This is a genomic window from Luteimonas sp. A482, assembly GCF_054072655.1.
The window spans coordinates 48,938-63,388 of the sequence record NZ_JBSVRO010000004.1 but is presented as its reverse complement, the minus strand read 5'-3'; the positions used below and the strand labels follow the sequence as shown (position 1 = coordinate 63,388).

Annotated in this window: 11 protein-coding genes; 5 read left to right on the top strand and 6 right to left on the bottom strand. The window is 67.0% G+C overall.

Annotated elements, in window-relative coordinates; all coding sequences use genetic code 11:
• Positions 1 to 69: 69 nt before the first annotated feature.
• Positions 70 to 921, bottom strand: coding sequence for a glycosyltransferase family 2 protein (locus ACW5DW_RS12760; RefSeq protein WP_457019338.1), 852 nt, complete (start codon positions 919 to 921; stop codon positions 70 to 72).
• A gap of 133 nt (positions 922 to 1,054) precedes the next feature.
• On the opposite strand from ACW5DW_RS12760, the gene pilB reads away from it, so the two are divergent.
• The 4 genes from pilB to coaE all read left to right on the top strand — a co-directional run bounded on the left by pilB (position 1,055) and on the right by coaE (position 5,859).
• Positions 1,055 to 2,779 carry a type IV-A pilus assembly ATPase PilB gene (gene pilB / locus ACW5DW_RS12755; RefSeq protein WP_457019337.1) on the top strand — a complete coding sequence of 575 codons (1,725 nt, stop codon included), beginning with the start codon at positions 1,055 to 1,057 and terminating at the stop codon, positions 2,777 to 2,779.
• Between the two features lie 273 nt (positions 2,780 to 3,052).
• Positions 3,053 to 4,249 carry a type II secretion system F family protein gene (locus ACW5DW_RS12750; RefSeq protein ID WP_457019576.1) on the top strand — a complete coding sequence of 399 codons (1,197 nt, stop codon included), beginning with the start codon at positions 3,053 to 3,055 and terminating at the stop codon, positions 4,247 to 4,249.
• A gap of 9 nt (positions 4,250 to 4,258) precedes the next feature.
• Entirely contained in the window at positions 4,259 to 5,119 is an 861-nt protein-coding gene (locus tag ACW5DW_RS12745; protein ID WP_457019336.1) for a prepilin peptidase, read from the top strand.
• A gap of 104 nt (positions 5,120 to 5,223) precedes the next feature.
• Positions 5,224 to 5,859, top strand: coding sequence for a dephospho-CoA kinase (gene coaE / locus ACW5DW_RS12740; protein WP_457019334.1), 636 nt, complete (start codon positions 5,224 to 5,226; stop codon positions 5,857 to 5,859).
• Between the two features lie 111 nt (positions 5,860 to 5,970).
• Here coaE and ACW5DW_RS12735 read toward each other — a convergent pair whose 3' ends face one another.
• From ACW5DW_RS12735 to ACW5DW_RS12725, 3 genes are all read right to left on the bottom strand, one after another.
• Positions 5,971 to 6,957 (bottom strand): Nudix family hydrolase, encoded by a 987-nt coding sequence (locus ACW5DW_RS12735; RefSeq protein WP_457019575.1) that lies wholly within the window; start codon positions 6,955 to 6,957, stop codon positions 5,971 to 5,973.
• Positions 6,958 to 7,123: 166 nt separating this feature from the next.
• Complete coding sequence (secA, locus tag ACW5DW_RS12730) at positions 7,124 to 9,853, bottom strand: preprotein translocase subunit SecA (protein ID WP_457019333.1); 2,730 nt, start codon at positions 9,851 to 9,853, stop codon at positions 7,124 to 7,126.
• A gap of 459 nt (positions 9,854 to 10,312) precedes the next feature.
• The gene (locus tag ACW5DW_RS12725; protein ID WP_457019331.1) at positions 10,313 to 11,218 is read right to left on the bottom strand and encodes a M23 family metallopeptidase; all 906 of its coding nucleotides are present in this window, start codon (positions 11,216 to 11,218) and stop codon (positions 10,313 to 10,315) included.
• A 6-nt stretch (positions 11,219 to 11,224) separates the two neighbouring features.
• Between ACW5DW_RS12725 and ACW5DW_RS12720 the strand changes: the two genes are divergently transcribed.
• On the top strand, positions 11,225 to 11,710 hold the full coding sequence (locus ACW5DW_RS12720) for a DUF721 domain-containing protein (RefSeq protein ID WP_457019330.1): 486 nt from the start codon (positions 11,225 to 11,227) through the stop codon (positions 11,708 to 11,710).
• Positions 11,711 to 12,045: 335 nt separating this feature from the next.
• Here the strand turns inward: ACW5DW_RS12720 and lpxC are convergent, their stop codons facing one another.
• Together lpxC and ftsZ are read right to left on the bottom strand one after the other, a co-directional pair.
• Positions 12,046 to 12,954 (bottom strand): UDP-3-O-acyl-N-acetylglucosamine deacetylase, encoded by a 909-nt coding sequence (lpxC, locus tag ACW5DW_RS12715; RefSeq protein WP_457019328.1) that lies wholly within the window; start codon positions 12,952 to 12,954, stop codon positions 12,046 to 12,048.
• Positions 12,955 to 13,157: 203 nt separating this feature from the next.
• Positions 13,158 to 14,396: a cell division protein FtsZ gene (gene ftsZ / locus ACW5DW_RS12710; RefSeq protein ID WP_457019327.1), complete on the bottom strand. Its 1,239-nt coding sequence runs from the start codon at positions 14,394 to 14,396 to the stop codon at positions 13,158 to 13,160.
• Positions 14,397 to 14,451: the final 55 nt, after the last annotated feature.

The following is a 14,451-nucleotide window of genomic DNA, read 5'->3' as shown; positions in this document are numbered from 1 at the left end:
TTGCCGAAGAAGGATGCGTAGGCTGGACTGGGTTGGATATCCAACCCCGCATGCGGCTGGCGGAAGTCCTCAGCCATTCCGGCTATAGATCAGCGAGGTGATCTGCTCCGATATCAGACCGATCAGGAAGATGATAACGGCGGCGCTAAACAGCAAGGTGCTCATGTTCGTCAAGCGCCCTTGCGTGAAGAAGGTATAGCCGTAATACCCCAGTCCCGTCAGAAAGAACGCTGTTGCAGTCGGGACGAACAGCTTGAGCGGCGAGTACAGCGTGGCGATCTTGAAGATAATGAGCAGGAAGCGTATGCCGTCTCGGAGCGGCCGGATGTGGCTCTTGCCGAGACGCTTTGCCACCGGAATCGGTACGTAAACGACAGCGTACGCGCTCCGGAAGAACGCCATCGTGCTGGTGGTCGGGTAACTGAATCCGTTGGGCAGCAGATGGATGAACTCGCGGAACTTGTCCGCGCGCACAGCGCGAAAGCCGGAAGTCAGGTCCTTGACGTCGAACCCGGTCATTCGGCTGGCCAGCCAGTTGTAGAAGGCATTGGCCGCGCCGCGGTGCACGCCTGCCTGGCCGGCCCAGTCGCGGGATCCCACGACCATGTCGTAGCCCTCGTCCAGCTTGGCCAGCAATCCCTCGATCGACGCCGGATCGTGCTGCCCGTCCGCATCCATGAACACCAGGATGTCGCCGGTGGCCGCGCGCGCGCCGCGCTTGATTGCCGCGCCATTTCCCATCGAGTAGGGCGCCGACAGGGCCCTGGCCCCGTTTTCCGTCGCCACGGCGGCCGTCTCGTCGGTCGACCCGTCGTCGACCACGATGATCTCGGCGTCCGGCATGCGGGCCCGCAGGGCCGGCAGGACGCGCCGCAACCCCTCGGCCTCGTTCTTGGCAGGCAGGATGATCGATACCGGCATGAGTCTCCCCTTTCCGCAGAGGGTAGCCGGAAGCGCCTCGCGCGGGAAACCCTCCGGCTGGACGGAACGCCCCTGGTGGTGCGCGGCATGATCCTTGCGCTAGAGTCTTGACAGTCCAGAAGAGAGCCAATCCATGAGTGCAGTCCCGTCCGCCAACCTTGTCGGCATCACCGGAATCGCCAGACGCCTGGTGCTGGACGGTGCCCTGGATGAGACCACCGCCCGCGAGGCGCTGGACAAGGCAACTGCGGAACGGCAGCAGGTGTCCGCCTACCTGCGAGCCCACAAGCTGGTCACCGCCGCGCAGATGGCGGCGGCAAACTCGATGGAATTCGGCATGCCGGTCCTCGACACGTCCGCGATGGACGCTGCCTCGAGCGCGATCAAGCTGGTCAACGAAGAGTTGCTGAACAAGCACCACGTGCTGCCGCTGTTCAAGCGCGGCGCGAAGCTCTTCGTCGGCACCGCGGATCCCACCAACAGCCAGGCACTGGACGAGATCAAGTTCCACACCAACCTGGTGGTGGAGCCCATCCTGGTCGACGAGGACAACATCCGCCGCTCGCTGGAGCTGTGGCTGCAGGCCAGCGACAGTTTCGGGGACGCACTGGACGACACCGAGGGCCTGGACAACCTCGACATCGAAGGGGGCGACGAAGATCAACGCGATACCGGGGTGGAGGGCAAGCAGGACGATGCGCCGGTCGTCAAATTCGTCAACAAGGTGCTGATCGACGCGATCAAGCGTGGCGCCTCGGACATCCACTTCGAGCCCTACGAGAACGACTACCGCGTGCGCCTGCGCGTGGACGGCATCCTCAAGCAGACCGCGAAGATGCCGGTGAAGCTCCACCAGCGCATCAGCGCGCGCCTGAAGGTGATGGCGCAGCTGGACATCGCCGAGAAGCGCGTGCCGCAGGACGGGCGCATGAAGCTCAACCTGAGCAAGACCAAGCAGATCGACTTCCGCGTGAGCACCCTGCCCACCCTGTTTGGCGAGAAGGTGGTGCTGCGCATCCTCGACGCCAGCGCCGCCAGGCTGGGCATCGACAAACTGGGCTATGAGCCGGACCAGCAGAAGCTGTTCGAGGAGGCAATCCAGAAGCCCTACGGGATGGTGCTGGTCACCGGCCCCACCGGCTCGGGCAAGACGGTCAGCCTGTATACGGCGCTCGGCATCCTCAACGACGAGCAGCGCAACATTTCCACGGTCGAGGATCCGGTTGAAATCCGCCTGCCCGGCGTGAACCAGGTGCAGCAGAACGAACGTCGCGGCATGACCTTTGCCGCCGCGCTGCGCAGCTTCCTGCGCCAGGATCCGGACATCATCATGGTCGGCGAAATCCGCGACCTGGAGACGGCCGAGATCGCGATCAAGGCCGCCCAGACCGGCCACATGGTGCTGTCCACCCTGCACACCAACGATGCGCCACAGACCATCGCGCGCCTGATGAACATGGGCATCGCCCCCTACAACATCACCAGCTCGGTCACCCTGGTGATTGCGCAGCGCCTGGCGCGGCGCCTGTGCGACAAGTGCAAGCGCAAGGCCGAGCTGCCCGATCACGCATTGCTGGCCGAAGGCTATACCGAGGCCGAGATCGCCGAGGGATTCAGCTTGTACGAGGCGGTCGGCTGCGACGACTGCACCAACGGCTTCAAGGGCCGGACGGGCCTCTACCAGGTGATGCCGATGACGGACGAGATCTCGACGATCGTGCTGGGGGGCGGGAATGCGCTCCAGATCGCGGAGGCGGCGCAGCGTTCGGGGGTGCGCGACTTGCGGCAGTCGGCGCTGCTGAAGGCGAAGAAGGGTGTGACGAGTCTGGCGGAGATCAATCGGGTGACGAAGGATTGAGGTTGGGGTGGGGTTGCGTTGGGGCGGGGAGTCTGGTCGCGGTTGAAGCCGCTCCTGCAGGGATGGAGGGGCGTGGGGTGCTTGCGAAACCCTGCTGGCCGTCACAGAGACAAATTTAATTTCCACTTGTAAGGGGTTACCATGCAAGGGAATTCCGTCTGGCTGGGGAAGCTAGGCGACACCAGAGGAAGGGGAATGCCGATGGGCGTCACACGTTCCGCCGCCAAGACTGCCGCCGCGAACAGACCGGTGCGGGAAGGCGTGACCTCGCCGATGTTCGTCTGGGAGGGGGTCGACAAGCGCGGCAAGAAGATGAAGGGCGAGCAGCAGGCGAAGAACGCCAACATGCTGCGCGCCGAGCTGCGCAAGCAGGGCATCCAGCCCGGCGTCGTCAAGGTCAAGCCCAAGCCGTTGTTCGGAGGTTCGGGCAAGAGCATCACGCCCAAGGACATTTCGGTCTTCAGCCGCCAGCTTGCGACGATGATGAAGTCCGGCGTGCCGATCGTGATGTCGCTCGAGATCATCGGCAACGGGCAGAAGAACCAGAAGATGAAGAAGCTGGTCGACGGGTTGCGCCTCGACATCGAGGGCGGCTCGTCGATCTACGAGGCCTTGAGCAAGTACCCGGTGCAGTTCGACGAGCTGTACCGCAACCTGGTGAAGGCGGGCGAGTCGTCCGGCGCGCTGGAAACGGTGCTGGAGACTATCGCCACGTACAAGGAAAACATCGAGTCCATCAAGGGCAAGATCAAGAAGGCGCTGTTCTACCCCGCCGCGATCATCGGCGTTGCCATCCTGGTCTGCGGCATCCTGATGGTGTTCGTGGTGCCCGTGTTCAAGGACTCCTTCGCGGACTACGGCGCCGACCTGCCCGCATTCACCGAACTGGTGTTCAACCTTTCAGGCTACATGGTGAAGTTCTGGTGGTTGCTGCTGATCGTCGTCCTGGCGGCGTTCACGGGGTTCACGTACGTGTACAAGCGCTCCGAGAAGCTTCAGCACTTCGTGGACCGCATGCTGCTGAAGATCCCGGTGATCGGCATGGTGCTGCACAACTCGGCCATCGCCCGCTTCGCGCGCACCCTGGCGGTCACCTTCAAGGCGGGCGTGCCGCTGGTCGAGGCGCTGGATGCGGTGGCAGGCGCCACCGGCAACCGCGTCTATACCAATGCGGTGCTTGAGATGCGCGACGACGTCTCGGTCGGCTATCCGGTCAACGTGGCGATGAAGCAAACCACCCTGTTCCCGCACATGGTGGTGCAGATGACCGCGATCGGCGAAGAGGCCGGCGCGCTGGACACCATGCTGTACAAGGTGGCCGAGTTCTACGAGGAAGAGGTGGACAACGCGGTCGACGCGATCTCCAGCCTGATCGAGCCGATGGTGATGGTGGTCATCGGCACCATGGTTGGCGCGATCGTGATCGCGATGTACCTGCCGATCTTCAAGCTTGCGATGACGGTGGGCTGAGAACGGCGGATGGCGTTCCTTGATCAGAATCCCGAGCTCGGCTACCCGCTGGTGGCCGGGCTCGGCCTCCTCGTCGGCAGCTTCCTCAACGTGGTGATCCTGCGCTTGCCCAAGCGCATGGAGTGGGAGTGGAAGCGCGACGCGCGCGATGCGCTGGGCGAGCCGGAGCTCTATGACCCGCCGCCACCGGGGATCGTGGTCGAGCGTTCGCACTGCCCCCACTGCGGCCACCAGCTGTCGTGGTACGAAAACATCCCGCTGCTGAGTTGGCTGGCGCTGCGCGGCAAGTGCCGCAGCTGCAAGGCGCCGATCTCGGTGCAGTACCCGCTGGTGGAGCTGGCCACGGCGCTGCTGTGCGTGGCCAGCGTGTGGCAGTTCGGCTTTGGCTGGCAGGGCTTTGGTGCCTGCGTGCTGGCCTGTTTCCTGGTGGCGCTGTCGGGCATCGACCTGCGCACGCAGCTGCTGCCCGACTCGCTGACGCTGCCGCTGATGTGGCTGGGCCTGGTGGCCTCGCTCGACAATCTGTACATGCCGGCGAAGCCCGCACTGCTGGGCGCCATTGCCGGCTACGTGAGCCTGTGGTCGGTGTGGTGGGTGTTCAAGCAGGTGACCGGCAAGGAAGGCATGGGCCACGGCGATTTCAAGCTGCTGGCCGCGCTGGGGGCGTGGGTGGGCCTGGCGGGCGTGTTGCCGATCATCCTGCTGTCTTCCGTGGTGGGGGCGGTGGTGGGTTCGATCTGGCTGGCGTCGAAGGGGCGCGACCGCGCCACGCCGATTCCGTTTGGGCCGTATCTGGCGGTGGCGGGGTGGGTCGTGTTCATGTGGGGCGATCAGTTGATCGGGGCGTATCGGGATTACGCGGGGTTCTAGCGACACGCGCGCTTTGCGCGCACCCCCATCCCGGCCTTCCCCCGCGAGCGGGGGAAGGCCGGGATGGGGGCGCTTTTCCCCAAAGCCCAATGCACAATCGCCCAATGGCCAACTACATCGTGGGACTCACCGGCGGCGTCGCCTCCGGCAAGAGCGAGGTGACGCGACGCTTCGAGGCGTTGGGCGTGACCGTTGCCGATGCCGATGTCGCGGCCCGCGATGCCGTGGCGGTGGGCAGCGAGGGCCTGGCCGCGGTGGTCGCCGCATTCGGTCCGGAGGCGCTGGCGGCAGATGGGGCGCTGGACCGCCCCGCGATGCGGCGGCGCGTATTTGCCGACGATGCGGCCAGGCTGGCGCTCGAGGCAATCGTGCACCCGCGCGTGCGCGCATTGCTGCGCGCGCAGTGCGAGGCGGCGCAGGGGGTTTACGCGATCGCCGCGATCCCGCTGCTGGCCGAGGCCCTTCCCGGCACCGATGGCGGCGAAGGCGGACGCGCTGTGTATCCCTGGGTGCAGCGCGTGCTCGTGATCGACGTACCGGTCGAGGTGCAGCGCGCGCGCCTGCTCGCCCGCGACGGGATCGACGAAGCCCTTGCCGACCGGATGATCGCCGCGCAGGCCACGCGCCAGCAGCGCCTGGCAATCGCCGACGACGTGATCGTCAACGATGGCGCCCTGGAGGATCTGGCGCGGCACGTCGCCGCGCTGGATGCACGCTACCGGATGCTCGCTGCGGCGTAGCGAGCAGCCGCGACGGTGCTGCCCCGCGCAGCCTCCACTGCGATCTGTAGGAGCCGATCGGGCACACCAGTCCCGTCGAACCTGGGAGTTCGATCGCGGCTGAAGCCGCTCCTACGGAAGGACGCTGTCCTGCGATGGCAGCCAGAGGCCACGGATCGCGGCGATGCCTTGGGCGCCGTGGCTGCGTGCGGTGGGAATGTCGTCAGGTGTCAGCCCACCAATGGCGTACATCGGCAGCGAAACGCGCGCGCGCAGTTCCTCGAACCGGGCCCAGCCGATGCCGGGCTGGCCGGGATGGGTGGGCGTGGGCAGGATCGGGCCGACGATGGCGAAGTCGCAGCCCAGCGCCTGGGCCAGGTCCAGCTCCGTCGCGTCGTGGCAGGAGGCGGAAAGCAGCTGGTCCGCGGGCAGCGGGCGCTCCGCGTGCTCGCGCAGTTTGGCCGCAGGCAGGTGCAGCCCGATTCCGTGCTGTCGCGCCAGCTCGACGTTGCCGTTGACCAGCAGCTGGGCTCCGCCGCCGCGGCACCGGGCGACGGCCTGATCCAGCAGCCGCTGCTGACGCTCGTGCGCGACGCCCGGCATGCGGAACTGCACGCACTGGATGCCACGGGACAGAGCTGCGCCCAGGGCGGCAAGCCAGGCCATGTCGTCGTCACCGGGAGCGGGCGTCACCAGGCAGCGGTCGGGCTGCAGCAGCGCGGCAACGACAGGCCGGTCGGGCGCGGGCATGTCGTAGCGATGCAGCTTGTCGGGCCGCACCCAGGCCAGTGCCTGCCCTTCGCAGCCCTTGGGCTTCCCTCGCCAGGCCTTGATATGGCGGACATCCAGCCGAAGCAGGCGGCTCGGGGTCTGGTGGGGAACGACGATCAGAGGCGCGCCGACCTCGACCTCGATGTCGAGTTCCTCGGCCAGTTCGCGCACCAGCGCGGCTTCGGGTGTTTCGCCGGGGTCGACCTTGCCGCCGGGGAACTCCCACAGCCCGGCGAGTTCACGCCCGGGACTGCGCCGCGCCAGCAGCACCCGGCCGCGCGCGTCGGTGATCACCCCAGCCATGACGTGCGTGGCCCGCGGGGTGGCGTCGGCGGTGGCTGGCGGGATGGAACGGGCTGGGGGCACGGAACGGCAGAGGAATGCGCGAGGTGGCAGGGTAGCAAAGCCGGGCGGAGTGGCGGGATGCCGTCGCTACCGGCGGCCCCCACCCCAGCCCTCCCCCGCAGGCGGGGGAGGGAGCAAATCGGGGGACGTTACGGGGCCCGAGCTGCAGTCAGGCCAGCTGGCCGTGGCAGTGCTTGTACTTCTTGCCGCTGCCGCAGGGGCAGGGGTCGTTGCGGCCGATCTTGGCGCCGTCGCGGACGATGGGGCTCTGCGGGCCGTGCTGGTAGTCGGGCTGGGCGGCTTCCTCGTCGGCACCGTAGCCGCCGGAATCAGCGTGCTGGAACTGCGCCTGGCGCAGGCGCGCTTCGGCCTGGGCGCGTTCCTGCGCCTCGATCGCGGCGACCTCGTCTTCGCTGCGCACGCGCACGCGCGCCAGCAGGGTCACGACTTCGCGCTTGACCTTGTCCAGCAACTCGCTGAACAGCTCGTACGCTTCCTTCTTGTACTCCTGCTTGGGCTGCTTCTGCGCATAGCCGCGCAGGTGGATGCCCTGGCGCAGGTAGTCCATGCGGCCGAGGTGCTGCTTCCAGTTGTCGTCGAGCACGTTGAGCATGATGTGCTTCTCGAGCGCGCGCATGGTCTCGTTGCCGACCTGGGCTTCCTTGTCGGTGAACACGTTTTCCACCGCCTCGCGCACGTGGTCCTGGATGTCGGCGGCATCGAGTTCCTTGCGCGTGCTGGCCATCGTCTGCAGGTCCAGGCGCAGGCCGAACTCCTGCTCCAGCGTCGACTCCAGACCGGGCAGGTCCCACTGTTCGTCGATCGAATCGGGCGGCACGAAGCGCTCGACGGTCTCGGCCACCACGTCGCCGCGGATGCCCTCAATGTTGTCCTTGATGCTCTCCGCGTCGAGCAGCTCGTCGCGCTGGCCGTAGATGACCTTGCGCTGGTCGTTGTTGACGTCGTCGAAGTCGAGCAGGTTCTTGCGGATGTCGAAGTTGTGGGCCTCGACCTTGCGCTGCGCGTTGGCGATCTGCTTGGACACCAGCGGTGATTCGATGATGTCGTCTTCCTTCAGGCCCATGCGCGCCATCACCTTCTGCACCCAGTCGGCGGCGAAGATGCGCATCAGGTTGTCTTCGAGCGACAGGTAGAAGCGGCTCGAACCCGGGTCGCCCTGGCGGCCGGAGCGACCGCGCAGCTGGTTGTCGATGCGGCGGCTCTCGTGGCGCTCGGTGCCGACGATGTGCAGGCCGCCTGCGGCGACGACCTCGTCGTGGCGCTTCTGCCATTCGGCGCGCACCTGCGCCCTTTCGGCTTCGGTCGCGTCTTCGCCCAGCGCATGCAGCTCCGCCTCGAGCGAGCCGCCGAGCACGATGTCGGTGCCGCGGCCGGCCATGTTGGTGGCGATGGTCACCGCCTTGGGGCGGCCGGCGTTGGCGATGATCTGCGCCTCGCGCTCGTGCTGCTTTGCGTTGAGCACTTCGTGGGCGATGCCCTCCTTGCGCAGGAATTCCGACAGCAGCTCGGAAACCTCGATCGAGGTGGTGCCCACCAGTGCCGGCTGGCCGCGCTCGAAGCAATCCTTGATCTCGTTGGAGACGGCGCGGTACTTGCCGTTTCGGTTGAGGAACACGGCATCGGAATGGTCGACGCGGACCATCGGCCGGTTGGTCGGGATCACCACCACTTCCAGGCCGTAGATGCTGTTGAACTCGAAGGCTTCGGTATCCGCGGTGCCGGTCATGCCCGACAGCTTGTTGTACATGCGGAACAGGTTCTGGAAGGTGATGCTGGCCAGCGTCTGGTTCTCGCGCTGCACCGGCACGCCTTCCTTGGCCTCGACCGCCTGGTGCAGGCCGTCGGACCAGCGGCGGCCGACCAGGGTGCGGCCGGTGAACTCGTCGACGATCACCACCTCGCCGTCGCGCACGATGTAGTCGACGTCGCGCTGGTAGATCGCGTGCGCGCGCATCGCGGCGTTGAGGTGGTGGACGACGTGGATGTTGTGCGGCGCGTATAGATCGTCGCCCTCTTCCAGGATGCCGGCCTTGTGCAACAGCTCCTCGGCGTGTTCCTGGCCGGCCTCGGACAGGTGCACCTGCTTGCCCTTTTCGTCGACCCAGTAATCGCCCACGCCGTCCTCGATCTCCTGGCGCTTGAGCGAGGGCACGAGGCGGTTGACCTTGATGTAGAGCTCGGGCGATTCGTCGGCCGGGCCGGAGATGATCAGCGGGGTGCGCGCCTCGTCGATCAGGATCGAGTCGACCTCGTCGACGATGGCGTAGTTGAGGCCGCGCTGATAGCGGTCGGCCTTCGACATCGCCATGTTGTCGCGCAGGTAGTCGAAGCCGAATTCGTTGTTGGTGCCGTAGGTGATGTCGGCGCCGTAGGCGGCGCGCTTGTCGCCGTGGTTCATGCCGGGATAGACCACGCCCACGCTCAGACCCAGCCAATTGTAGAGCTGGCCCATCTGGGCGGCGTCGCGGCGGGCGAGGTAGTCGTTGACCGTGACCACGTGCACGCCCTTGCCCTCGAGCGCGTTGAGGTAGCACGGCAGGGTCGCGACCAGGGTCTTGCCCTCGCCGGTGCGCATCTCGGCGATCTTGCCCATGTGCAGGACCATGCCGCCGATCAGCTGCACGTCGTAGGGGCGCATGCCGAGCACGCGCACGCTGCCTTCGCGGCAGACGGCGAAGGCTTCGGGCAGCACCTTGTCGAGGGCTTCGCCATTGGCGATGCGCTGCTTGAACTCTTCGGTCTTGGCCTGGAGTTCGGCGTCCGACAGCGCCTGCATCTGCGGTTCGAGGGCGTTGATCTTCTTGACGATGCCGCCGAGCTGTTTGACGAAGCGGTCGTTGCGGCTGCCGAAGACGCTGGTGAGCAGGCGATTGAGCATTGGGTTACCGGAAGCTGTGACGGGGCCGGACTGCTGCGCCGGATGCGGCGCGCCGGCAATGAAAAAGGGCGCAGTGGCGCCCTTTTCGATGGCAACGCGCATTGTACCGTGGTGACGCCCGGACGCGTTTGCAAGGTTTTGGCGGGCGGGAGGCGGGCCTCGCGCCGCCCCGCCCTGTCATCTCGACCGCAGGGAGAGATCTGCCTCCCGCCGCCCCGCCCTGTCATCCCGACCGCAGGGAGAGATCTGGCCGTCGCCGCCCCGCCCTGTCATCTCGACCGCAGGGAGAGATCTGGCCGTCGCCGCCCCGCCCTGTCATCTCGACCGCAGGGAGAGATCTCGTCGCCTGGAGATTTCTCCCTTCGGTCGAAATGACAAGCTTGGGGTTCCGTCGAAACGACAGGCTTCCGGCTCCGTCGCCCTGACCGGATGCCGGCAACCACGCAGCCGCGCGCCACCCTACTGCCGGTCGATCTCACCCAGGAACTTGCGCGGGTTGTGCACGCGGCCGTTTTCCCAGACCTCGAAGTGCACGTGGGCGCCGGTGGAGCGGCCGGTCGAGCCGGCCTTGGCGATCTCCTGGCCGATGCGGACCAGGTCGCCGACCTTCACCGTGTTGCGCGAGTTGTGCGCGTAACGGGTGACGTAGCCATTGCCGTGGTCGACCTCGACCACGTTGCCGTAGCCGCTGCGCACGCCGGAAAAACTGATCACGCCGTCGGCCACGGTCATCACCGGGTCGCCGGTCCTGGCGTCGAAGTCGATGCCCTTGTGGAACTGGCTGCCGCCGCCGAAGGGATCGGCGCGGCCGCCGTAGCGGGAGGTGATGTAGCTGTTGGCCACCGGCGAGCGCGACGGCACCGCGTTGCGCTCCAGCTCCTGGTCGAACAGCAGCGCCTCGAGCACCGACAGCTGTCGCCCGGCGCTGCCGAACTCTGCCTGGACACCATCCAGGCCATCGAGCAGCTGCCGCGCGGGCATGTCCTGGCTGGGTTCGGCACCGCCGATGCCGACCGGCCCTTCGAAGTCGAACTCGCCGTCGCCGAGCTTGGCGATGCGGGTCAGGCGGTCGCCCAGCGCGTTGAGGCGGTTGGCCTGCGCCTGCAGCTCGCCCAGGCGCGCGGCGAGCGCGTTGATTTCGCGCTGCGCTTCCCGACGGGTGCCGTCCAGCGCCTGTTCCTGGCTGGCCACCTCGCGCTGCAGGTGGGTCACGCCCGATGCGTTGAGGCCGCCGCCGATGACCACGCCCGCTCCCAGCAGGAGCAGGGCCGCGGCGAGTGGACGTTCAAGCAGGCGCCTGTGTGCGCGTGCACCCAGGTCCCTGAGCGTGGACACCGTCTGCACGGAGATTGTGTGTAAAGTCATAAGCCTATGTCTGATTACCGATCGCGGCGGTCCAGTTCGCCAAAGGTGCCGGCTGCTGCGGATCGCTCCGCGACCATGCAGACGGCGCTCGATGCACTGCTGTCTGGTACCGCTCGCAACCCGGTGCGCCATGCCCTCGGGCTTGACGCGCTGGATCGCCAACTTCGTCCCCTCCTGCCCCCCGGGCTGGCCGCGCATGTGCGGCTGGCCAACGTGGCCGATGGCAGGCTGGTGTTTCTCGTCGATTCCCCCGTCTGGCATGCCAGGCTGCGCCTGGCGGCCGACGAACTGCTCGACGCCGCCCGCTCCGTCGGGCTGGAAGTACGTGAGGTCACCATCCGGCAGACCTCGCAACCGATCGAGCGTCCCGCGCCCCCTCCGCGCGCCGATACCCGAACCACTGGCCCCGGCCCGGCTGCGCAGGAAGCGTTTCGCGCTGCCCTTGAGGCCCTGGTCGAACCCGAACCGGAAGGCGGAAATACCGCCAAGTGAGACCTTCCGGCGTCCGGTGGGTGGTTGGGCGGCGTCCTGGCCGGCCCACGCGGACAGGGCATCCTAGCGGCCACCCGCCGGCGAGGCGTTAAGCCTTCGCTTCACAAAAGCTGATATTTCGTTAAATCGGCGTGACGAGCGCACAGTTTTCCCCATTGCGCCGCGGCACAGCGGGCGTGACGGGGCTGTGGAGGCCGTTCAGGGACGGGGGCGCGTTGTGAAGAAAGATGGGGCCTGTGGGCCAGATCGCGGCTGAAGCCGCTCCTACAACGCAGCATCCATCCCCGCAGGAGCGGCTTCAGCCGCGATGGAAAGCGACCGGTGTCGCGCCCCACTCAGGCCGCGACAGGCTCGCCATACACGACCGGCGGCGCCGCGGTGCTGGGGAAAGTGACTTCTTCCCAGGCGTCGCGCTCGTCCAGCAGCGTCCGCACCAGCTTGTTGTTGAGCGCGTGGCCGGACTTGTAGCCCTCGAAGGCACCAAGGATCGGACCCCCGGCGAGGTACAGGTCGCCCACCGCATCGAGGATCTTGTGGCGCACGAACTCGTTGGCGTAACGCAGGCCGTCGTCGTTGAGCACGCGGAACTCGTCGAGCACGATCGCGTTGTCCATCGAGCCGCCGAGGCCGAGGTTGAGATCGCGCATGTATTCCAGGTCGCGCATGAAGCCGAAGGTGCGCGCGCGACTGACTTCGCGGATGTAGTTGCCGGTGGAGAACTCGACCTCGGCGCGCGACTGTGACTGCGGGATGGCCGGGTGGTCGAACTGCACGGTGAAGCCGAGGCGGAAACCGTCGTAGGGCTCGAAGCGCGCGATCTTGTCGCCATCGCGCACCTCGATCGGGCGCTTGATGCGGATGAAGCGCTTGGGCGCATCCTGCTCGACGATCCCCGCCGACTGCAGCAGGAACACGAAGGGGCCCGACGAGCCATCCATGATCGGCACTTCCGGCGCCGACAGTTCCACGTACATGTTGTCGATGCCAAGCCCGGCCAGCGCGGACATCAGGTGCTCGACGGTCTGCACCTTGGCGCCATCGCGGGACAGGCCGGTGCACAGGGTGGTCTCGCTGACCAGCTCGCCGGACGCGGGGATCTCGACCACCGGGTCGAGGTCGACGCGGCGGAACACGATGCCGGTCTCGGGAGCGGCCGGGCGCAACGTCAGGAACACCTTGTTGCCACTGTGCAGGCCGACGCCGGTGGCGCGGATCACGTTCTTGATGGTGCGTTGCTGCGGCATCTGGAGAGCCTGTGCAGGTCCGTGACGGCCCCGGGACTGGGGACAACGGCGGAGATTATCACCCGAGCCGCTGAACTGAACGGGAGCGAAGGCGTGCCAGGCCGCGGTGGAACGGCCGGATGGGGCAAGTGACGAAGCGTCGGAACGTGCCCCCAACCTGCCCTCCCCCGCAAGCGGAGGAGGGTTGATGCTTGCGAGTTGCCTCAGTCCGCCTGGCGGCGCAGGAACGCGGGGATGTCGAGGTAGCTGTCGTTGCCGAAGTCGGCAGCCGGCGAGGTGGCGGGGGCCGGTTCGGCGGCGGTGCGGCCGCGCAGGCCGGCGGCGATGCTGCTGCCGGTACCGAAGCTCTCGCTGCTGTCTTCGACAAACATGCCGGTGGTGCCGTCGCGCTTGCCCGTGCTGATCAGCTGCACGTGCGGACGGCGTGCCTGCGCCTCGAACTGGGCCTGGTCGCTGCCCCGGCTGCCGCTGCGCGCGACGCCACGGTTGAGGCCGGTGGCCACGACCGTCACGCGCACGTCGTCGGCCATGTCCGGGTCGAGCACGGTGCCGATGACGATGGTCGCGTCCTCGCTGGCGAAGTTCTCGATCGTGCGGCCGACTTCGTCGAATTCGGCCATCGTGAAGTCCGGACCTGCGGTGATGTTGACCAGGATGCCGTTGGCGCCGGCCAGGTTGACGTCGTCGAGCAGCGGGTTCTGGATCGCGGACTCGGCTGCCGCCTGCGCGCGGTCGTCGCCGCGGGCGTGGCCGGTGCCCATCATCGCAAGGCCCATCTCGGCCATGACGGTGCGCACGTCGGCGAAGTCGACGTTGATCAGGCCCGGGCGCACGATCAGGTCGGCGATACCCTGCACCGCGCCGAGCAGCACGTCATTGGCGGCGCGGAAGGCCTGCACCATGGTGGCGTTGCGGCCGAGCACGGTGATCAGCTTCTCGTTGGGGATGGTGATCAGCGAGTCGCAGTGCGAGGACAGGTCCTCGATGCCCTTGAGCGCGACCTGCATGCGGCGACGGCCTTCGAACGGGAACGGCTTGGTCACCACGGCCACGGTCAGGATGCCCATCTCCTTGGCCAGCTGCGCGACGACGGGCGCGGCGCCGGTGCCGGTGCCGCCGCCCATGCCGGCGGTGATGAAGACCATGTCGGCGCCCTGCAGCGCGTCCATGATGAGCTCACGATCCTCGAGCGCGGCCTGGCGGCCGACCTCGGGATTGGCACCCGCTCCCAGGCCCTTGGTGACGTTGCCGCCGAGCTGCAGCTGCAGCTTGGCGCCGCAGTTGCGGATCGCCTGCGAGTCGGTGTTGGCGGTGATGAACTCCACGCCGTCCACGCTGCTGCTGACCATGTGCGCGACCGCGTTGCCGCCGCCGCCGCCGACGCCGATCACCTTGATCACGGCATTCGGGGCCATCTTTTCCACGAGTTCGAAATGTGCCATGTCCTTGTCCTCTCTAGTTTTTGATTATTCGTTGCCGGGTTGCCACGTACCGCCA